We start from the raw sequence: 20,649 nt of genomic DNA, 5'->3' as shown, positions 1-20,649 counted from the left end.
TTTTGCCCATAATGGTTGATTTTTCTGATTTTTTTAGACGTCGAGCGTACTGTATACAGCATTTTCTTCGATAAATTCACGACGGGGTTCAACGCGATCCCCCATCAGCATGTCAAAAATCTTGTCAGCTTCCGCTGCATCATCCACTGAAACCCGTGCCATCAAGCGATGTTCAGGATTCATAGTCGTCTCCCACAGCTGATGGTCATCCATTTCTCCGAGCCCCTTGTAGCGTTGAATGGTTGGCTTAGAGCGGCCTTCACTGTAGCGAGCCAAAGCAGCTTGAAGCTCTTCTTCCTGATTAGCACCTGGCTGGATATATTCTTTGACTTCACTTCCAACCTTGACGCCATAGATTGGCGGCTGAGCGATATAGACAAATCCAGCTTCCAGAACTGGCTTCATATAGCGGTAAATCAAAGTCAAGAGCAGGGTCCGAATATGAGCTCCGTCTACATCGGCATCGGTCATGATGACTAATTTTTGGTAGCGGGCCTTGCTGACATCAAAGTCAGCACCGAAGCCAGTTCCCATAGCAGTAAAGAGACTGCGGATTTCTTCATTGGCCAATATTTTGTCCATGCTGGCTTTTTCAACGTTGAGAATCTTACCACGAATTGGCAGAATGGCCTGAAATTCACGGTTACGACCGGACTTAGCTGAACCACCCGCTGAATCCCCCTCCACGATGAAAAGTTCAGTTTCCTGTGGGTCGTTGGACGAACAGTCAGCCAATTTACCTGGCAGATTGGAGATTTCCAAACCAGACTTCTTGCGGGTTACTTCCCGAGCTCGCTTGGCAGCAATTCTGGCCTTAGAAGCCAAAATTCCTTTTTCAACAATTTTTCGAGCTACCGCAGGATTTTCCAAAAGGAAATCTGAGAAAGCTTCACTAAAGAGGCGATTGGTAATCTTGACCACTTCGCTATTGCCCAGCTTGGTCTTGGTCTGACCTTCAAACTGAGGGTTAGGGTGCTTGACAGAGATGACCGCTGTCAGTCCCTCACGAACATCTTCTCCAGTCAGATTGTCCTCGTTTTCTTTGAGAAGCTTATTTTTCTTGGCATAGTCATTGATAACCCGTGTCAGGGCTGTCCGGAAGCCTTGCTCATGCGTTCCACCCTCGTGGGTGTGGATGTTATTAGCAAAGCTCATAACTGTTTCATGGTAGCCAGTCGTATACTGCATAGCTACTTCAACCGTAATGTCATCCATTTCACCATCGGTATAAATCGGTGTTTCAAAGATTACATCCTTGTTTTCATTGATGTATTGGACATAGCTGGCAATCCCACCTTCATAGTGGTAATCCTTGACCTGCTCCATTCCATCTCGCTTATCAGTGATGGAAATTCGGAGACCACGATTGAGGAAGGCCAGTTCTTGTACCCGCTTATTGAGCTTTTCAAAGTCAAATTCTACTGTTTCAGTGAAAATCTCTGGATCCGGTGTGAAATGAACTGTGGTACCTGTACGGTCTGTCTCGCCAATGATTTCTAAATCAGCGACTACATGACCACGACGATATTCTTGGTAATGAATCTGACCGTTCTTATAAACACGGACATCCAGCTGAGTGGATAGGGCATTTACAACGGAAGAACCCACACCGTGCAGACCTCCCGATACCTTGTATCCGCCACCGCCGAATTTTCCTCCGGCATGGAGGACGGTAAAGACGGTTTCCACGGCTGGGCGGCCAGTTTTCTCCTGAATATCAACAGGAATTCCCCGACCGTTATCTACTACCGTGATGGAATTGTCTTTTTCGATAAAGACTTGAATGTGACTGGCAAAACCAGCCAGCGCCTCATCAATTGAGTTATCAACAATTTCCCATACTAAATGGTGAAGACCTTCCTTGGAGGTCGAACCGATATACATCCCCGGACGCATACGAACGGCTTCTAAGCCTTCTAAGACCTGAATCTGACTGGCATCATATTCCTGGGCCTGTATATCTTGCTGCTTTTCTTCTGTCATAGTGTTCCTTTTCTAATCAATATCTATAAATTCTTCAAGATGCTGCATATTATCAAAGAGATAGGTATCAAAGCCAGCTGCCTGCCCTGCTTCAATATCCAGTGGACGGTCACCAATGACCAAGCCAGAGGAAATCTGATACTTGTCTTTTAGATAGAGCATGGAGTCTGGTGAGGGTTTCCTTGGAAAGCCACTCGTTGCTGTCACCACTTCTGTAAATGCTGATGCAATGGCAGTTTTCTCCAAGATTTCCAGCACTTGGTTGTCCCGGTGGGAGACCAGAAAGTTCCGACCACCCTTGTCCACGATCCGCCTAAGCAAGTCTGCCGCTCCGTCAAATAAGACAGGGTGAGTCAACTCTTCTGCTTCATTGGCCTTATAAAACTTCAAAAAGTCTTTTTCTTGGGGAGCAAACTGCTGGACTGCATAGTCCGTAGACACCTTGAGGGCCTTATAAACTTCGTCATGACCAGCTTGCAAACCGTATTCTTTCAAAGTCTGAACAAAAGCTGCAGTCGAAGTTTCATAATTATCCAAGAGTGTTCCACCTAAATCCCAGATGTAATCTTGATAATTCATACCTTTCATTATACCATAATTTTCATGAAAAAGGGGCTAATATTTGCCTGAATCCAGCACTTTTCCGACTTTTTCAGCCCTTTTTCTAAACAAAATATCTCAAAGAAGCCAAAATTTAAAAATGGATGCTGGTTTCGTCCTTTTCAACAGCTCTAAACCCGTTCCATATAGAGGACGGCAAAGAGTCATAAGGGTTCAAAAAAGCTGGGAAACATTATGAATCCCAGCCTATTTTTAATTTCCAAATACATCTGTATAAAGCATAGCATCAGCCAACTGGTCAGCGTCTCCGCCCAGCTGACGAACCAGCTCATAGGCAAAAGCCAAGGCAGTTGATGGACCACGGCTAGTAATCAGCTTCCCATCAACAAGAACTGTTTCTTTACGGTAAGTTCCATTTTTAATATTGTCTTGCGCACCATCATAGCAAGTGAAATACTTACCAGTCAAGATACCTGCGCGGTCAAGAGCAATGGGAGCGGCACAAATGGCCGCGATGAATTTGTCCCCCTGCTGAAAGTCCTGTAAAAGCTGCATCAGTCGGTCATCATCGCGAAGATTAGCTGATCCCGGCATCCCCCCTGGCAAGATGACCATATCGTAGTCATCCAGTCTGCCCTTCCAGACCTGATCCGCCTGAACAGTGATGGCGTGAGAGCCAGTCACTGATTCATCAAAACCAATCATATCACAGACAAGACCTGCACGGCGCAAGACATCCACAACCGTCAGGGCCTCGATTTCTTCAAAGCCGGGAGCTAAGAGTAAAGCTGCTTTTTTCATGAAAATATCCTTTCTGAGATGAGCCAGTCACAAAATAGCATCTGATTTGTGAGTCAAAAACTTGCTTTATTTTTATTTTAATTTCTTCAGTACGACTTTTTTACGGACAGCTGGAATTCGCTCCTTCTTTTCATCCGTCAGGCTGTTCTGATAGGAGACGGACAGTAGGAGACCAACACCGATAAGATTACTGATGATGGAAGAGCCACCCTGTGAGATAAAGGGCAGCGGAATCCCTGTCAGAGGTAGAATTCCTGTCACTGCTCCAATATTTTCAAAGATATGGAAGAGCAGCATCATGATAAAGCCAGTCGAGATGTAAGTATAAAACTGGTTATTGGATTTAATCGTAATCTTGAGCATGCGGTAAATCAGCAGTAAATAGAGCATGATAACCAAGGTTGAACCTAAGAAACCAAAATCTTCTGCAATGACGGTGAAAATCATATCGCTTTCCCGAACAGGAACTAAGAGATTAGAGACATTAAAGCCTTGACCAGTCAGACCACCGCTTCCGACAGCGATTTGTCCCTGTGCTTGCTGGAAGGTGGTCGTCTGAGCGTAGTCAAAGGGATGAAGCCAAGCCAAAATCCGATTGATTTGGTAGGTTGGCATGCCTAGATTATGCAGAAAGGCACGGCCCCCATCGGAAATAAAGATAAAGAGAAATCCTCCCAATAGAAGGACTCCCGTCAGAAAGACCGGCAGGATAATCTTCCAAGAAACACCTGACAGTAGAACGATGCCGCCGTATATAGCAAAAAAAACCAGAGCTGTTCCCAAATCACTCTGAAGGGTTAACAGAACCAGAACAGGCACTGTGTAGAGCCCAAGCTTCAGAATCAGAAAAAAGTCTAAAGCCAAGGTTCGCTCATCCTGCTTGTGCTGCTGGAGAAAATGAACCACCAACCGCGACAGCATGAGAATATATGAAATCTTCATAAACTCCGAGGGCTGAAAGAGGGTCACACCACGAATAGCAATCCAGTTTTTGGCACCAGTGGAGGCTACCAGCGATTCACTGTAAAAAATCAGAGGCAAGACCATAAGGCCAAGACCAAAAACATAGAGATAAGGCGTAATTTTCCAGAGAAACTTGGTGTTAAAAAACATGAGGATAAAGCTGAGTAGGAAGCCCACCGCAATCCAGGCAATCTGCTGACCAACCATGGGCCAGGCATTGTCAGGATAATCATGACTAACAGCAATGTAAATAGCCACAACACCGATTGAGAGCAGCATCAAAACGGGCAAAATTAAACTATAATCAATCCGAGACTCAAACGTCCGTCTTTGATAGGGCATAGTCCCTCCTTTTTAGAAAAAATACTGGATAATCAAGCTAGAAACAGCGACGCAAAACCAAGCGAAGGCACCAGTCAGCAAAGGCGCTGCTCCTGCTTGCTTAAACTGCTTAAAGGAAACCTTCGCGCCAATAGCTGCCAAGGCCATAGCCATCAGCCACTGAGAAATGAATTTTGTATAGGGGATGACAGCAGCCGGCAGAAACCCAAGACTGCTGATAAGTGAAGCTAGGACAAACCAAGCTATAAACCAAGGAAAAATTTGTTTCAAGTTTGTCTTTTGTGCTGACTGCTTAGACTTGATATAGCGATAAGCTGCGAAGATTAAGCAAGCCGGTACAATCATCAGGGCCCGACTAAGCTTGACAATGGTCGCCAAGTCTCCAGCTGACGGGCTAAATGTATAACCTGCCGCCACTACTGACGAAGTATCATTGATGGCTGTTCCAGCCCAAGTCCCGAAAAATGCATCCGACATCTGCAGCAAATGCCCTAAAAAAGGGAAAATGAATACTGCTAAAATATTGAAAAAGAAAATAGTGGAGATAGACAGAGCGATTTCCTCTTCATCAGCTTCCAAGATTGGTGAAGCAGCCGCTATGGCAGAGCCACCGCAGATGGCTGTTCCAAAACCAATTAAAATAGTCAAGACACGATTCATCTTAAAGAAACGGCCAGCCAGATAGGCCGCCAGAAAGGCTATCAGAATCGTAATAAGACTGATACGAAGAGAAGAAATCCCTGTCTCAGAAACCTGACCAATGGACATGGAAAATCCCAAAAAGATGATGGAATACTGCAGCAATTTCTTCCCTGAATAGCTGAGTCCTTCCTGAAAAATAGCCGGCAGCTTCATGCAGTTGTTCAAAACAATCCCAAAGACAATAGCCAAAACACTAGAGCCTATCAAGGGAAGCAAGCTGCCTAAAAAAATAGAAACAGCCGCTATGCCAAAGGATAACAGAATTCCTGGTAAATATTTTTTCACGAACACCCCTTCTTTCCTACGCCTCTCATTATAACAAATTTTGTCCCAAAAATCTGAATGGAACTAAAAAATCAGCCGATAAAACTCAGCTGATTTCAGATAATTTCAGTCAAAAAAGTCTTGTAATTCCTGCATAATGGCTTCCTCCAGCAGAATATCCAAAGAAGCCAATTGTGATAGATGATGCTGAATCTGCTTGCCATAGCGTTTGCTAGAAATGCGATTGTCCAAAAGAATGACAGCTGATTTCTGATGCTCATTGCGTCGGGTCCGGCCAATAGCCTGCTTAAGCCGTAAGATGGCAAGAGGCAGTTGATAATCATAAAAGGCATTCTTACCTTCCGCTTTCAGGCGGCTGTTGATCTTCTGCACGAAGAAATCCTTTGGATTGTCAAATGGAATCCGAGTGATCAGCTGAATAATCTGATCTTGCTCAGCAAAATCCGCCCCCTCCCAGAAGCTGCCAGATCCTAAAAGAATTCCTGCCTCTCCTCTATCAAAACGCCGCTTGATATTGCCGGCATCGCCATTTTTATATTGGGCCAAATGCGGCAGAGCCAGCAAGTCCGAAACAGCCAAAAGCAAGTCTTTAGAAGTGAAGAGGACGACGATAGGCAGACCAAGTTCTGCCACTTCCTGCAGGCAAGCAACAATCTCTCGAGCAAAATCATTAGTTGACAAATCCACTACTGCTGGAAAACTCTCATCTAAAAAGAGCTTCTGCAGTGGCTTCTTCTTGCTTTTCAGCTTGTAAAAGTGATAACTTTCAAAGCCTAGCAACTGCGCCAAATTGACCTTAGAGCTGATTTCCAGAGTGGACGAAACCAAGATAACCTTAGCTCTTTCAGTTAAAAAATCTGTGAAATGCAGCAATTCTGAACGGCCAGCATGCAGAGTCATCAAGCGATGGTCTGCCAAAACTTCATCAACCAACCAATAATACTGGTATTTGCCACTGAACAAGTGCTGTAGCTCAGGAAGTGCACTTGTCTTTAACTCGGACACATCCTGAAGCAGTCGGGCAATCTTTTCCGGACTTAGCTCAGATGCTTTCTTGCGATGCTTCTCTGCGGCATCAGCCAGCTCAAACTGGATGCTTTGCAAAAGTCGTTGCTGCAGAAGTTCCCCTTCTTCCTGAAGGAGATGATTTATCTGCTGCAGCGTTTTAGTTAGATTTATACTGGCTTGAGAGAAACTTTCCAAGGCAAAAAACATCTTCTGAGCTTCATCAACTACCAGAATACGATTGTCCAGCAAAGACTGGCCATCCTCTAAACGCGTCAGCAGGTAAGCATGATTAGTAATCACGACTCGACTAGTAGCTGACTTGACTTGTCCCAACCGCCAAAAATCTTCCTCATAAAAAAGAGAATGTTTGCTTAGCTTGCCATCATGACGGATTTCATTGAAGTAGCTTGAGAAGCGATGAGCTTGCCCGATTTCATTCAAATCACCTGTTTTAGTTTCTGTCAGCCAAACAAAGAGTTGCAGCTTGCAGCGATTAACCAGACGGTTGTCATATTCCCTGTCCAGTGTCTGATAGAAATGGTCCAGCTTGAGATAATTCTCCGGACTCTTGAGACTGTGAAAGGAAATACCAAAGACTTCCTCCAACAATCGTCCTTCCTTTTGCAACAGCTGGTCCTGCAGGATCTTAGTCGGAACCGTCACTAGTACTTTTTCTTGACCTCTAGATAGAATAGGCAGCAAGTAGCCAAAGGTCTTACCTAAGCCTGTCTGCGCCTCTAAAAAACTAGGCTCCTGCTGGTCCAGAGCTTCCTCCATAAAACGAGCAAATTTGAGCTGTTCAGACCGCTCTTCTAAGCCCAGCAAGTATAGATTGGTGAGGAAATCTTGTGACAGTTTCTTTTCCGAAGTCAGCTTTTGGGGAAGTCGCAGGAAAATACCATGGCAGGATTGCAGTTCCTTATCTTGCTGATCTAGCATCGTCTGATAAACTTCCTCGATAGCCAAGCGTGATTCATAGATAATGCTATCTGCCAAAGTTAACATTTTCTCAACCAAGGCCTTGGGCAGGCTCTTGATTTTGTCTTGTATTTTTAAAAATAGCTGAGCCGTTGCTTGAGCATCTGCCAGAGCAGTATGGGCGTTTTCCAAAGAAATATCCAGCAAATTGCAAAGATTGCCCAAAGAATATTTATCAAAGGTCGGGTAAAAGACCTGAGCCAACTCTACCGTGTCCACACGCGGTGTCAGCAAGTCAAACCCTTCCCAGAAAAGGGCCTCCGCTAGTAGATTGGCATCAAACTTGACATTATGAGCGACAAAAATCGCATCCTGAATCAACTCATATACCTCAGCTGCTACCTGAGAAAACTCCGGTGCTCGGCCAAGCCGCTCATCATCCAAACCTGTCAGCTCTTTGATATGCTCATCCAGTTCCTCATGAGGATTGACATCTGTTTCATAAGTCTTGGTAATGATTCCATTCTCAATCAGAACAATGCCAATCTGGATAATCTTTGCACTACTGCCCGTTCCTGTAGCCTCCAAGTCCACAACGGCATACTTATAATCATTTTGTGTCATACTGCTATGATTATATCATAAAAGCCATTCTGAGACATCTGAAAATTTTCAGCCCTAGTCTATGAAGCAATTCTGTGCAAAAAATTCTCTTTTCTGTTACACTCAATAGCAGAATACATTTTCCGAGGAAATCAAATGAAGATTCATAAAATTATCAACCTTGTTGCATTTGAAAACACCTATATATTAGAGAACAATCATGGCCTCCTAGTCGTCGATCCTGGCAGTGACTGGAAAAAGATTGAACGCAAGCTGGAAGAACTCACCAAGCCTGTGATTGCTATTCTCTTGACCCATACCCATTATGACCACATTATGAGTTTAGAAAAGGTCCGGGAGCACTATGCTGCCCCACCTGTCTATGTGGCTGAGAGTGAAAGCAGCTGGCTCTACACACCGACAGATAACCTATCTGGTCTGGCGCGCCATGCTGATCTGGATGATATTATCTGTCGACCAGCAGAAGAGTTTTTCTCCTACGAAACAGACTATGATATTGGAGGCTTTCACTTCTATGTGCTTGCAACACCTGGCCACTCCATCGGAGGTGTCTCTCTAGTCTTTCCTAATGACTGCCTTGTTTTGACGGGCGATGCCCTCTTTCGAGAAAGCATCGGACGAACGGATCTGCCGACAGGAAACATGGAGCAATTGCTGACATCCATTCGCGAGAAACTTCTGGTATTACCTAAAGACTATGCTGTTTATCCTGGTCATGGTCATGATACCACTATTTCACATGAAAAAATCTTTAACCCATTTTTAGCTCAGTAGCCATTTAAGCAATTACCTATAACAAAAACAGAGTTTGAAATTCTTCAAACTCTGTTTTTTATGATTTGTTAAATCTTCAAGAAGCGTCTCATAGAGATGATAGATCCCAATGATCCGATAAGAATTCCCAACACAAAGAGTGCTGCTATCATAATCGGACTAAAGAGTTTTGGATCAATCATAGAAAGTCCTTGACCTACTAAGCTCTTATTCATAGTCTGGTAGGCTATACCATATGTCAAATACACTACAAGTGACGGAACTGTTGCTCCTAGCAAGCCAATCCATGCTCCTTCAAACAGGAATGGTCCGCGGATATAGCTATTCTTAGCACCAACCAAGCGCATGATTTGAATCTCGCGACTTCGGGAAATAATGGTAATCCGGATAGTATTGGAAATGAGAAGGATAGCAATGAAAATCAGAAGCGCTGTCCCAATCAATCCCCATGTTTGGATGAAATTAGAAAACGCAAAGAGATTTTTGGTATTGGTACCACCATTTTGAACCTCTGAAACACCATCAATCTTACGAGCATCTTTTGTAACAGATTCTACATATTTAGGTGCCTTGGTCTCAACAATATAAGCATCGTAAAGAGGATTATTTTCTTCATCAAAAACATCCCACTCACTACCCATGGTCTCTGTTAGCTTATTATACTGCTCTTGCTTGCTAGAAAAAGTAACCTTCTCTACATTTTTCATAGAAGTTAGAGCATCATAGACCTTGTGGTAGTCCTCATTCTGAACTGTTTGGCCTTCTTTTACAATCGTTTCGCTATTGTCGGCAACATCCTTACGCATATAGACCATGACGCGGACATTATTGGAAATATCATTTGCCAGCTTGGCTGTATTTAAAATTACTGAAGCAAAGACAGCCACTAAACTCAAGGTAATCATAACCGAGCTGACAGCCGCTACAGTCATCCAACCATTCCGCGTAAGACTCTTAAGCGACTCAATCAAATGACGAAAAAATCTTCTAATCATCGTATCCGTATTCTCCTTCCGCTTCATCACGTACCACACGGCCATTTTCAATAGCAATAACGCGGTGACGCAGAGTATTTACAATCTGGCTGTTGTGGGTTGCCATCAGGACAGTTGTTCCCTGAAGGTTAATCCGCTCCAGCAGGTTCATAATCTCCCAAGAATTATCTGGGTCCAAGTTTCCTGTCGGCTCATCCGCAATCAGGACTTTAGGGTTGTTGGCAATCGCACGCGCAATGGCAATCCGCTGCTGCTCACCACCGGAAAGCTCATTAGGGAATGAGCGAACCTTGTGCTTAAGACCAACTAGGTCCAGCACTTCCATAACTCGCTTTTTAATATTGCGGCGGCGTTCACCGATAACTTCCATGGCGTAGGCAATATTCTCATACACTGTCTTTTTAGGAAGAAGTTTGTAGTCTTGGAAGACGACCCCGACCTGACGGCGCAGCATTGGAACATCGCGCTTCTTAATCTTGGCTAAGTCAAAATCAGCTACTTTCAGACTTCCCTTATCCAGCTTTATCTCCCTGTAAAGCAAACGAATAAAGGTTGACTTTCCTGCTCCTGAAGGGCCAACAATATAGGCAAACTCCCCAGGTTCTACATTAATAGACACACTACGCAGGGCAGTGGTCCCGTTGCCATACTTCTTGACAACATCTTTCATTTCAATTATTGACATCTATTGAAATTTCCTTTCAATCTAATTCTAATCTCTTACATTTCCTAGTTCAAACGCCATTTCAAATAAGCGTCGATGAAACCATCCAAATCACCATCCATCACCTTGTCCACCTGTGCTACTTCGTAACTGGTCCGATGGTCTTTGACCATGGTATAAGGCGTAAAGACATAGGAGCGGATTTGGCTGCCCCAGGAAATCTCCTTCTTATCTCCCTTGAGTGAATCGACTTCGGCTGCTTGTTTCTCTTGCTCTAGCTGATAAAGCTTAGCTTGTAGCATCTTCATCGCCCGATCACGGTTTCCATACTGGGTCCGGTCAACGGTAGACTGCACCACAATTCCTGTAGGAATATGCGTCAGCCGCACACCAGTAGAAACTTTATTGACGTTCTGCCCGCCGGCTCCTCCCGAGCGGAAAGTGTCCATCTTAATATCGTCATCGCGAATTTCCACCTCAATGGTGTCATCCAACTCTGGCATGACCTCTACTGAGGTAAAGGAAGTATGGCGACGTTTAGCTGAGTCAAATGGCGAAATCCGAACCAAACGGTGGACTCCCATTTCTGACTTAAGCAGACCATAAGCGTGCGGCCCTTCAAATGAAAGAGTCACTGACTTAATTCCCGCTTCATCACCAGCTTGATAGTCCAAGACCTCAACTTTGAAGCCCTTGGCATTGCCAAAGCGCGTATACATACGCAGCAGCATATCTCCCCAATCCTGGGCCTCTGTACCACCAGAACCTGGGTGGATTTCAAGGATAGCATTGTTATTGTCGTAAGGCTCAGATAGGAGTAGGGTCATTTCATAGCTGGTCATCATTTTCTCGAGTTCTGCCAGCTTTTCTTCCAACTCTCCCTGAACCGACTCATCTTCAGCCATAAAATCAAGCAAGATTTCCGATTCATCAAAAAGCTCCGTCATCTGATGGAAATTTTCATAGGTTTGCTTGAGTTCATTCAGCTCTTGAGATGTCTTCTGGGCTGCAATGTTGTCATCCCAAAAGTCGGGTTCTGTCATCTTATTTTCTAAAATGGCAATTTCTTCTTCCAGACCTTCTAAGTCAAAGAGACCCCCTGAAAGAATCTAATTTTTCACGATTTGCGTCAATCTTTTGACGAATTTCTGAAATGTCCATAAATACCTCTTTTCAAATACCTCTTTTCACATATCGTTTAATTATAACATAAATTAAACAGTTTGCCTAATCTCACATTCAGCAGCTTACATTTTATCGGATTTTCCCTAGCTAGGCAAGACAAGCGACTCCTTGTCACCTAATTGTTAGAAAAGTAATATAATGACATGGGGTTGGAAGAATTATTTCAAGCCTTCCTAGACTTCATTCATGGATAAACGAAATACAAAATTACAATAATTTATGAGGTGTTCAGATAAAAGGGAGACTCTCCATAGGTGCTTAAGCATTTTCAAGTTTTGAAAAATATGCTAGACTAAAACCATGACAAGAATCGGATTTATGAGCGACCTCCATCTGGACTCCAACCAGTTTGGAGATTTTGAGCAGCAAACTCTTCGCCATCTTTTAAAAGAGGAAGGGATTGACCACCTACACATTGCAGGAGATTTGTCCAACGATCTGGCCAAAATCAGTTTGCCCTTTCTTGAAACTTTGAAGCAAGAGATTCCCCTTTCTTTTAATCTGGGAAATCACGATATGCTAGGACTTTCTGAGCGAGAAATTTCAAACTATGATTTTCAGGTTCAACAGTTCAGCCATACCAAGCTCGTCAGCTTTTCTGGCTGGTACGATTACAGCTTTGCTCCAGAAAAAAGCAAGGAAGAGCATCTGAGAACAAAGACCAATTTCTGGTTTGACCGCAGATTGGCGCGTCAACTCGACGATCCTAGTATTACGGCTCAGACGCTGCAAGAGTTAGAAAAATTGCTGGCGACTTTAGATGGTCCCATTATTGTTGCTCTGCATTTTGTCCCCCATCAAGACTTTCTATACGACCATCCCTATTTCCAGCGCTTCAACGCCTTCCTAGGAAGCCAAGCTTTTCATCGGCTCTTTGTCAAATACAGGGTGAAAGAGGTTGTTTTCGGCCATCTTCATCACCGCCACCAAAGCCGTGTTATCGAAGGTGTCCGCTACCATATGCGTCCTCTGGGCTATATCCGCGAATGGGAACTGACTCGAAACTTTTTTAATGACTTTCCTCAGTATAAAATTCCCCAGATGTACCGCCTGCACAAGCGTTATAACGCTGTTAAAGATTTAGTCGAATTTCGAGACTATAAGAAAAAACACCTGGCAGCGGAACTGCGAGATGCTTTAACGGTGATTGAAGTTCAGTAATGGAAATGTTGAATAGCAGTTCTCAGCTCATCTGAGAGCTGCTTTTTGCTGTCCAACTGCACATAGACTTCTAATAAGCAGGAGCGAAAATTGGAAAAAGCAATGAAATCTTGGTTGTTTTCCAATGGAAAACTCTGTGATTGAAGCCACAATCTAAATTCATGCTGCGACAGTTTTTTCTTTAAGACAGCTTGATAGAGCACCTGGGCTAAGCGCCAATCCTCATCATTTCCGAAACGGACTGGAACTCTTTTAAAAACTTGATGAATGACCTCTAAAACCTCTGGCATCCTACTGGAGGGAAAGTCCGGATGACAAGCCACTTCTGTCAATAAGTCTGCTCCATGAGCGAAGGCATGAACCCAACCGTATTTCCTAGAGTAACCTCTTGTGTCTCTTTCTACTGACAAGTAAATTAGCCCCTTATCTAGTAAATATTTTCTTCCTTGCATAGATAAAGCCTGATAATACGAAGAGTTTAGATTACCATCGCAGTTTAAGAGATTAGCATAAAGTAAAGCCGTGAAGGAACGTGTTAAGGTAGCTTGACCATTTTTATCACTCTCGTAAAAAAGTCCTTGTCTTTTGACTGCTTCTTGAGCCAAGAAACGAAACTGTTCAGCTGAAAACAGTTCAGCCTGAAGTCCCCTTGCTAAGGACGAAAAGACTAACTCATCACGGATTTTCGCTTCTGGATGACTAATATGATCCAGTAACCATAAGATTTCTTCCTCATAATATAAAGGAGAAGCTTCTTCCAACTTCTTTCGTAAGTTTTGATACATATTTTCACCGTCCTTTCGGGTTGATTTCTTTGAATTTGATTATACCGCCTTGTACGCAAAAAGCCATCCGTAGATGACTTTTTACTGTTAAATAGCGTTCTTGTCCATACCTAATTTACGTTGGATGAACTTAACAATTTCAACAATAACAATCATGGCAAAGCTACCAATCAAAACAACAGTCCATTGTGATAAGTTCAGCTTGGTCACATGGAAAATCTTTTCCAGTGGATCAATTACAATAGTTGAAATCAATAGGATGAAAGAAACCAGGATAGACCAGTTAAAAGTCTTAGACTTGAATGGACCAACTGTAAAGATAGATTGATAAACAGATTTTACATTGTAAGCATGGAAGAGCTGGATAAGGCCAAGCGTTGCAAAGGCCATTGTCAAAGCGTCCGCATGGATAGCAGTTTGATTACCAAGATGAACTGGATTCGAAATAGCATAGCCATAGACTGACAGGACTAGCATAGCTTGTAGAATACCTTGATAAATAATTGAATTCATGACTCCACCTGAGAAGAAACTTGACTTACGACCACGAGGTTTATGATTCATAGCACCAGGCTCAGCAGGTTCAACCCCCAGAGCAATAGCTGGGAAGGTATCTGTTACTAGGTTAATCCAAAGTAGGTGAACTGGCTGCAACACATCCCAACCAAATAACGTTGCAAAAAATATCGTTAATACTTCTGCTATATTAGCTGAAAGTAGGTATTGAATAGTCTTTTGAATATTAGAAAATATTTTCCTTCCCTCTTCAACAGCTACGATTATTGTCGCAAAATTGTCATCCGCTAAAATGATATCTGAAGCACCCTTAGATACTTCTGTACCTGTAATGCCCATACCGATACCGATATCGGCTGTCTTCAAAGCTGGTGCGTCATTGACACCATCACCTGTCATGGCTACAACCTTACCTTGGTTTTGCCACGCTTTGACAATCCGAACCTTATGCTCAGGCGAAACTCGGGCATAGACAGAGTATTGGCCAACAACCTTTTCGAATTCCGCATCAGAAAGCTCATTGAGCTCTGCACCAGTCAGGACATGGTCTTCAGTATCTCCTTCTTCGATGATACCCAAACGCTTAGCGATAGCTTCAGCTGTATCTTGATGGTCACCGGTAATCATAATCGGACGAATACCAGCTTCCTTGGCTACGCGAACAGCTTCTGCTGCTTCTGCACGTTCTGGGTCAATCATACCGATTAAACCAGTAAAGATTAAATCATTTTCCAGATTTTCAGATGTCAAGTCAGTCGGAACTGCATCAATTATCTTGTAGGCACCAGCCAGCACGCGCAGAGCTTGGTGAGCCATCTCTGAGTTGTTAGACTTAATCAGCTGTGAAGTAGCATCATCAATCGCTGCAACATCTCCATCCTTATCACGGGCAACACAGCGTTTCAAGAGTTGATCTGGTGCTCCCTTGACTGCCACAAGGAATTTCCCATCTGGCAATGGATGGACAGTAGACATGAGCTTACGGTCTGAATCAAAGGGCAGCTCAGCTACACGAGGATATTTCTCTAAAAAGGCCTTCACATCGTAGCCCTTGTCCAAAGCATACTGGATAAAGGCTGTTTCCGTTGGGTCACCAATCAGCTTCCCTTCCTGGTCGATCTTAGTATCATTGGCTAAGACAACTGAACGTAAGAGAGGCAGCTCCAAGCCAAGTTCAATATCTTGTCCAGCTTCATTCAGGACCCCGTCATAAAAGACTTTTTCGACCGTCATCTTATTCATGGTCAGGGTACCAGTCTTATCTGAAGCGATAATCTCAGTTGATCCCAAAGTCTCAACAGCCGGAAGCTTACGGACAATCGAATTCCGCTTAGCCAGAACCTGAGTTCCCAAAGCCAGCACGATGGTAACGATAGCAGGTAGACCTTCAGGGATAGCCGCAACTGCCAAGGCTACAGAAGTCATCAGCTCATCCAGTGGATTTTTACCTTGAATGAAGACACCGACTACAAAAGTCACCGCTGCAATCACCAAGATAGCATAGGTCAGAACCTTAGACAGACTATTAAGATTTTGCTTGAGCGGTGTGTCCGTTTCATCCGCATCCTGCAACATACCTGCGATGTGGCCGACTTCCGTATACATCCCTGTATTGACAACCAATCCAACCCCACGACCATAGGTCACATTTGAGTTTTGGAAGGCCATATTCACACGGTCGCCAATACCAGCATCTGCAGCTACCTCAACAGTCAAATCTTTCTCAACCGGCACAGACTCACCTGTCAGAGCCGCTTCTTCGATTTTCAGTGAATTAGCTTCCAAAAGCCGCATATCCGCTGGGACAACATCGCCGGCTTCCAGTCTAACGATATCACCAGGCACCAACTCCTTAGAATCTACTTCTGTGACATGGCCATCGCGCAGGACACGCGCAGCTGGGCTGGACATGGATTTGAGAGCCGCAATCGCTTCTTCAGCCTTGCCTTCCTGATAGACACCAAAGATGGCATTAATGATTACGACAGCTAAGATGATTAAAGCATCTGCAATATCTTCACCACCTGATGTGACAACAGACAAGACAGCCGCTACCAACAAGATGATAATCATCAAATCCTTGAACTGCTCCAAAAACTTCATTAAGAGAGATTTTTTCTCCCCTTCATCCAGTTCATTACGGCCATAATCAGCTAAACGCTTGGCTGCTTCTTGACTGGACAAACCTTGCTCTGAAGCGTCCAAAGTTTTGAAAATTTCCTCAGGACTCTGGGTGTAAAAAGCTTGGCGCTTTTGTTCTTTTGACAATGTATTCCTCCTCTTGGCCTCTTTTATTTCTGAAATTTTCTGACCACTAGGACTCATCATCTCAAGTCGCACCAGCCATATCCAAAAGTCAGAAACAAAAAAGAGACCTGTTTATTAACAAGTCTCGCTATTTCATACAAGGCCGGAAATTTCTTTCGTATTGACGACCTTGTAACGGTTATTCCGTTAGCTACTCCCTTGAGTAAAAACTATTATACCAAATTTTCAAGCTTTTGCAAGGGGAAACATTATGATTTTCAAGAGTTTTCTCGTAAAATAGCAGCTAACCCCAGCTAATCTCCATTTCATAGCTAGCAAAAATCTGCTCTCTGTCAACAGTTTTCAGCTGATAATGAAGTTGCAGAACCTGCTGAGTAAAATCAACCTTATAGAAAGAAGTATCGGTCACAAACTGCTGCAAGCCCACAGGTGTATGGATACCAACCAACGCCTGCCCTTGACTGATGAAGCGCATGATGGACTTAGGCTCAGAAAAACGCGTCATAACCAGCTCTTTATCGTGAAACTTCAGAACTACTTTCTCTCCTTCTTCATTTTTGTATAGCAGATAATGAAAGTCTCCTTTTTGCGTCCAGTCCGTATCGTAGACCTGATCGATTAGCTCGGTATGCCCGTCCAGCTGGATGTGATTTTTTATTCTGATTTGCATCTTCATCTCGTTTCTCTTTTTCTTTCCCTATTTTATCAAAAAAAGGATAAAATTGCTCTTCTTTCAGTTGCAGCTTTGATTTTTTTCCTACTATGATTTGTGGTATAATGGTAACATGATTGAAAAAGTATTTCGGGACCCAGTTCATAATTATGTTCATGTGGACCATCAGGTTATCTATGATTTAATCAATACTAAAGAATTTCAACGGCTGCGCCGCATCAAACAGCTGGGTACTTCCGGCTATACTTTCCACGGCGGGGAGCACAGCCGTTTTTCGCATTGTCTGGGAGCTTATGAGATTGCTCGGCGCATCACCAAGATTTTCAACGAAAAATACCAAGCCAACTGGGACAGCCATGAAAGCCTACTGACCATGACAGCCGCTCTCCTGCATGACTTGGGACACGGAGCTTATTCACACACTTTCGAGCGCCTTTTTGATACTAATCACGAGGACATTACGCGGCAAATCATCACCAGCCCTGAAACAGAGATTCATCAGGTCCTGGTGCAGGTTTCGCCAGATTTCCCAGAAAAGGTGGCTAGTGTCATCAACCATACCTATCCCAATAAGCAGGTGGTCCAGCTGATTTCCAGCCAGATTGATGTGGATCGGATGGATTATCTCTTACGCGATTCCTTCTTTACTGGCGCTTCCTATGGACAATTTGACTTAACCAGAATTTTACGAGTGATTTGTCCTGTAGAAAACGGCATCGCCTTCAAGCGCAATGGCATGCATGCGGTAGAAGATTACGTTGTCAGCCGCTACCAGATGTACATGCAGGTTTATTTCCACCCGGCCAGCCGAGCTATGGAGGTCTTACTGCAAAATCTGCTCAAGCGGGCCAAGTTTCTCTATCCGGATCAGAAAGATTATTTTGCGCTGTCATCGCCCAATCTCATTCCATTCTTTGAAAACAGAGTGACCCTGCAGGATTATCTTGCCTTGGATGATGGTGTTATGAATACCTATTTCCAAGTTTGGATGACTAGTCCGGACAAGATTTTATCAGACTTGGCTCAGCGTTTTATCAACCGCAAGGTCTTTAAGTCCATCGTCTTCTCTCAGGAAAACGAAGCGCATTTGGATATCATGCGAGACCTAGTTGGACAGGTTGGTTTTGACCCTGATTACTATACTGCTATCCATCGTAATTTTGATTTACCTTACGATTTCTACCGGCCTGACGTTGAAAAACCCCGGACTCAGATAGAAATTCTGCAAAAAGATGGCAGCTTAGCAGAACTGTCCAGTCTGTCTCCTATCGTCCATTCGCTAGCCGGGACCAGACAGGGTGATAATCGCTTCTACTTCCCCAAGGAAATGCTGGCAGAGACCGGACTTTTCAGCGAAAAAAACCAGACCTTTATGCACTATATCAAAAACGACCAATTTACCTACGGAGAATAAAATGTCTATCAAATTAGTTGCCGTTGACATTGACGGTACCCTCTTAAACAACCAAAAAGAAATCACTCCTGAAGTCTTCAGCGCTGTTCAGGATGCCAAGGCTGCTGGTGTAAAAATTGTCATTGCAACTGGCCGTCCTATTGCAGGCGTAAAAAAACTCCTCGAGGAGCTAGAGCTTAATCAGCCAGACAACTATGTCGTTACTTTCAACGGCGGACTGGTGCAGGATACTGTTACAGGTCAAGAATTAATCAAAGAAACATTGACTTATGAGGACTATCTGGATATCGAACTGCTCGGGCGAAAATTAGGCGTTCACATGCATGCCATCACCAAGGACGGCATTTATACAGCCAATCGCAACATTGGCAAGTACACTGTTTACGAGTCCAATCTGGTCAGCATGCCGATCTTCTACCGTACACCTGAGGAAATGGCCAATAAAGAAATCGTCAAGTGCATGTTTATTGATGAGCCGGAAATTTTGGACGCGGCCATTGCTAAGCTGCCACCGGAATTAGCCGAAAAATATACACTGGTTAAATCAGCTCCTTTCTATCTGGAAATTGTCAAAAAGACTGTCAATAAAGGGGCTGCTATCCTTCATCTGGCTGAAAAACTTGGCTTGAGCAAGGAGCAGACCATGGCTATCGGTGATGAAGAAAACGACCGCGCCATGCTGGAAGCTGTTGGCTCTCCTGTTGTCATGGAAAACGGTAAGGAAGAACTCAAGAAAATCGCCAAATATATCACCAAATCGAACGACGAATCCGGCGTAGCACACGCTATTAGAGAGTGGGTTTTAAAATAATGTTTAGTTACAAAATTGGAATTTCAGCTCGGGAACACGACGATTTTGTCACGGCTCATCCACAGGCTAATCTTCTGCAGAGTTCTGCCTGGGCTCAGATTAAGGATAACTGGGCCAATGAGCGCTTGGGCTTCTATAAAGACGACCACTTGGTTGCTGCAGCCAGTGTCTTGATCAAACCACTGCCCTTGGGGATGACCATGCTTTATATTCCGCGCGGTCCCATCATGGACTATACTGACAAGGAGCTACTGACCTTTGTTTTGGCCTCGCTCAAGAAATTTGCCAAGGAGAAAAAAGCGCTCTTTGTCAAGTTTGACCCAAGCCTCTTTCTGGCAGAAAGCAAAATGGGCGGCGAAATGCAAGACAAGTCAGAGACAGTTGAACTGATTCAAGAGCTGCAGCAGGCAGGAGCTGTCTGGGTCGGACGGACTGAGTCTCTAGATGAAACCATCCAACCTCGCTTGCAGGCCAATATCCATAAAGAAGATTTCAGCGAGGATCTGCTTTCTAAGAGTACTCGGCAGGCTATTCGTACATCCCGAAACAAAGGCATTCAAATCCAATTTGGCGGAGCAGAATTACTGGATGACTTTTCAGCCCTGATGAAGAAAACAGAAAACAGAAAAAACATCCACCTGCGTGGCAAAGACTATTATCAAAAACTCTTGGACACTTATCCTGAACACTCCTACATCACCTTGTCCAGCATTGATCTAAAGGCGCGATTGGAAGACTTGCATACTCAGCTGACCAAGACACTTAAGGAAGCAGAGAAATTTACCGAGAAAACCAAGCCCGGCAAGATTGAGAATAACCAGCAAGAACAGAAACGCCTCCAAGAAGAGATTGACTTTCTGCAGGGCAAAATCAGCCAAGGTGCTACTGTCGTTCCCCTTTCTGGCACACTGGTCTTGGAATACGGCAAAACCTCTGAAAATATCTATGCCGGAATGGACGAGGAGTACCGCCGTTACCAGCCAGCCATTATCACTTGGTACGAAACGGCCAAACATGCTTTTGAGCGCGGAGCGGATTGGCAAAATATGGGCGGAATCGAAAACGATCTCAAGGGCGGTCTCTACAGCTTTAAATCCAAGTTCAATCCGACTATTGAGGAATTCGCTGGTGAGTTCAACCTGCCAACCAATCCTCTTTACCACCTCTCCAATCTGGCCTACACTATCAGAAAGAAACTGCGCAGCAAGCATTAACA

General features: G+C 44.0%; 17 protein-coding genes. 5 read left to right on the top strand and 12 right to left on the bottom strand.

Annotated elements, in window-relative coordinates; translation table 11 throughout:
* Positions 1-33: 33 nt before the first annotated feature.
* The 6 genes from gyrB to J1C86_RS04350 form a co-directional block, all read right to left on the bottom strand.
* Positions 34-1,983, bottom strand: coding sequence for a DNA topoisomerase (ATP-hydrolyzing) subunit B (gyrB, locus tag J1C86_RS04375; protein ID WP_002895870.1), 1,950 nt, complete (start codon positions 1,981-1,983; stop codon positions 34-36).
* Between the two features lie 12 nt (positions 1,984-1,995).
* Positions 1,996-2,562 carry an HAD-IA family hydrolase gene (locus J1C86_RS04370; protein ID WP_312022615.1) on the bottom strand — a complete coding sequence of 189 codons (567 nt, stop codon included), beginning with the start codon at positions 2,560-2,562 and terminating at the stop codon, positions 1,996-1,998.
* Positions 2,563-2,796: 234 nt separating this feature from the next.
* Positions 2,797-3,345 (bottom strand): DJ-1 family glyoxalase III, encoded by a 549-nt coding sequence (locus tag J1C86_RS04365; RefSeq protein ID WP_125408095.1) that lies wholly within the window; start codon positions 3,343-3,345, stop codon positions 2,797-2,799.
* A gap of 72 nt (positions 3,346-3,417) precedes the next feature.
* Positions 3,418-4,650 carry an FtsW/RodA/SpoVE family cell cycle protein gene (locus tag J1C86_RS04360; protein WP_125408093.1) on the bottom strand — a complete coding sequence of 411 codons (1,233 nt, stop codon included), beginning with the start codon at positions 4,648-4,650 and terminating at the stop codon, positions 3,418-3,420.
* Between the two features lie 12 nt (positions 4,651-4,662).
* Positions 4,663-5,643 carry a YeiH family protein gene (locus tag J1C86_RS04355; RefSeq protein WP_125409205.1) on the bottom strand — a complete coding sequence of 327 codons (981 nt, stop codon included), beginning with the start codon at positions 5,641-5,643 and terminating at the stop codon, positions 4,663-4,665.
* A gap of 99 nt (positions 5,644-5,742) precedes the next feature.
* The gene (locus tag J1C86_RS04350) at positions 5,743-8,187 is read right to left on the bottom strand and encodes a bifunctional DnaQ family exonuclease/ATP-dependent helicase (RefSeq protein WP_125409203.1); all 2,445 of its coding nucleotides are present in this window, start codon (positions 8,185-8,187) and stop codon (positions 5,743-5,745) included.
* Positions 8,188-8,322: 135 nt separating this feature from the next.
* Here J1C86_RS04350 and J1C86_RS04345 point away from each other — a divergent pair, with 135 nt between their 5' ends.
* Positions 8,323-8,961 (top strand): MBL fold metallo-hydrolase, encoded by a 639-nt coding sequence (locus J1C86_RS04345; protein WP_125377525.1) that lies wholly within the window; start codon positions 8,323-8,325, stop codon positions 8,959-8,961.
* A 68-nt stretch (positions 8,962-9,029) separates the two neighbouring features.
* Here J1C86_RS04345 and ftsX read toward each other — a convergent pair whose 3' ends face one another.
* The 3 genes from ftsX to prfB all read right to left on the bottom strand — a co-directional run bounded on the left by ftsX (position 9,030) and on the right by prfB (position 11,781).
* Complete coding sequence (gene ftsX, locus J1C86_RS04340; RefSeq protein WP_125377527.1) at positions 9,030-9,956, bottom strand: permease-like cell division protein FtsX; 927 nt, start codon at positions 9,954-9,956, stop codon at positions 9,030-9,032.
* Positions 9,949-10,641 (bottom strand): cell division ATP-binding protein FtsE, encoded by a 693-nt coding sequence (gene ftsE, locus J1C86_RS04335; RefSeq protein WP_002895890.1) that lies wholly within the window; start codon positions 10,639-10,641, stop codon positions 9,949-9,951. Before ftsE ends, ftsX begins: the two co-directional genes overlap by 8 nt.
* Positions 10,642-10,685: 44 nt before the next feature.
* Positions 10,686-11,781 (bottom strand): peptide chain release factor 2 gene (gene prfB, locus J1C86_RS04330; protein ID WP_125409201.1). Its coding sequence is split into 2 segments (ribosomal slippage): positions 10,686-11,708 and positions 11,710-11,781, totalling 1,095 coding nucleotides; the frame shifts between segments, so codons are not numbered across the junction.
* Between the two features lie 324 nt (positions 11,782-12,105).
* On the opposite strand from prfB, the gene J1C86_RS04325 reads away from it, so the two are divergent.
* Complete coding sequence (locus J1C86_RS04325) at positions 12,106-12,966, top strand: metallophosphoesterase (RefSeq protein ID WP_125409199.1); 861 nt, start codon at positions 12,106-12,108, stop codon at positions 12,964-12,966.
* On the opposite strand, the gene J1C86_RS04320 is transcribed toward J1C86_RS04325, so the two are convergent.
* The 3 genes from J1C86_RS04320 to J1C86_RS04310 all read right to left on the bottom strand — a co-directional run bounded on the left by J1C86_RS04320 (position 12,960) and on the right by J1C86_RS04310 (position 17,205).
* The gene (locus J1C86_RS04320; RefSeq protein WP_125409197.1) at positions 12,960-13,751 is read right to left on the bottom strand and encodes a DUF2785 domain-containing protein; all 792 of its coding nucleotides are present in this window, start codon (positions 13,749-13,751) and stop codon (positions 12,960-12,962) included. The two genes, J1C86_RS04325 and J1C86_RS04320, sit on opposite strands and share 7 nt — an antisense overlap.
* A gap of 87 nt (positions 13,752-13,838) precedes the next feature.
* Positions 13,839-16,535 (bottom strand): cation-translocating P-type ATPase, encoded by a 2,697-nt coding sequence (locus J1C86_RS04315; protein ID WP_185755810.1) that lies wholly within the window; start codon positions 16,533-16,535, stop codon positions 13,839-13,841.
* Positions 16,536-16,818: 283 nt separating this feature from the next.
* The gene (locus tag J1C86_RS04310; protein ID WP_032913111.1) at positions 16,819-17,205 is read right to left on the bottom strand and encodes a DUF1934 domain-containing protein; all 387 of its coding nucleotides are present in this window, start codon (positions 17,203-17,205) and stop codon (positions 16,819-16,821) included.
* Positions 17,206-17,320: 115 nt separating this feature from the next.
* Here J1C86_RS04310 and J1C86_RS04305 point away from each other — a divergent pair, with 115 nt between their 5' ends.
* The 3 genes from J1C86_RS04305 to J1C86_RS04295 are packed head-to-tail and all read left to right on the top strand — an operon-like array spanning position 17,321 to position 20,647.
* A complete protein-coding gene (locus J1C86_RS04305) occupies positions 17,321-18,622 on the top strand; it encodes an HD domain-containing protein (protein WP_125408079.1) in 1,302 nt (433 codons plus the stop codon).
* Between the two features lies 1 nt (position 18,623).
* Complete coding sequence (gene yidA / locus J1C86_RS04300) at positions 18,624-19,433, top strand: sugar-phosphatase (protein WP_125408077.1); 810 nt, start codon at positions 18,624-18,626, stop codon at positions 19,431-19,433.
* Positions 19,433-20,647, top strand: coding sequence for an aminoacyltransferase (locus J1C86_RS04295; protein WP_185757512.1), 1,215 nt, complete (start codon positions 19,433-19,435; stop codon positions 20,645-20,647). Before yidA ends, J1C86_RS04295 begins: the two co-directional genes overlap by 1 nt.
* Positions 20,648-20,649: the final 2 nt, after the last annotated feature.

This window comes from Streptococcus sanguinis (assembly GCF_050220005.1).
Classification (GTDB): Bacteria; Bacillota; Bacilli; order Lactobacillales; family Streptococcaceae; genus Streptococcus; species Streptococcus sanguinis_Z.
This window is presented reverse-complemented; position numbering and strand designations above follow the sequence as displayed.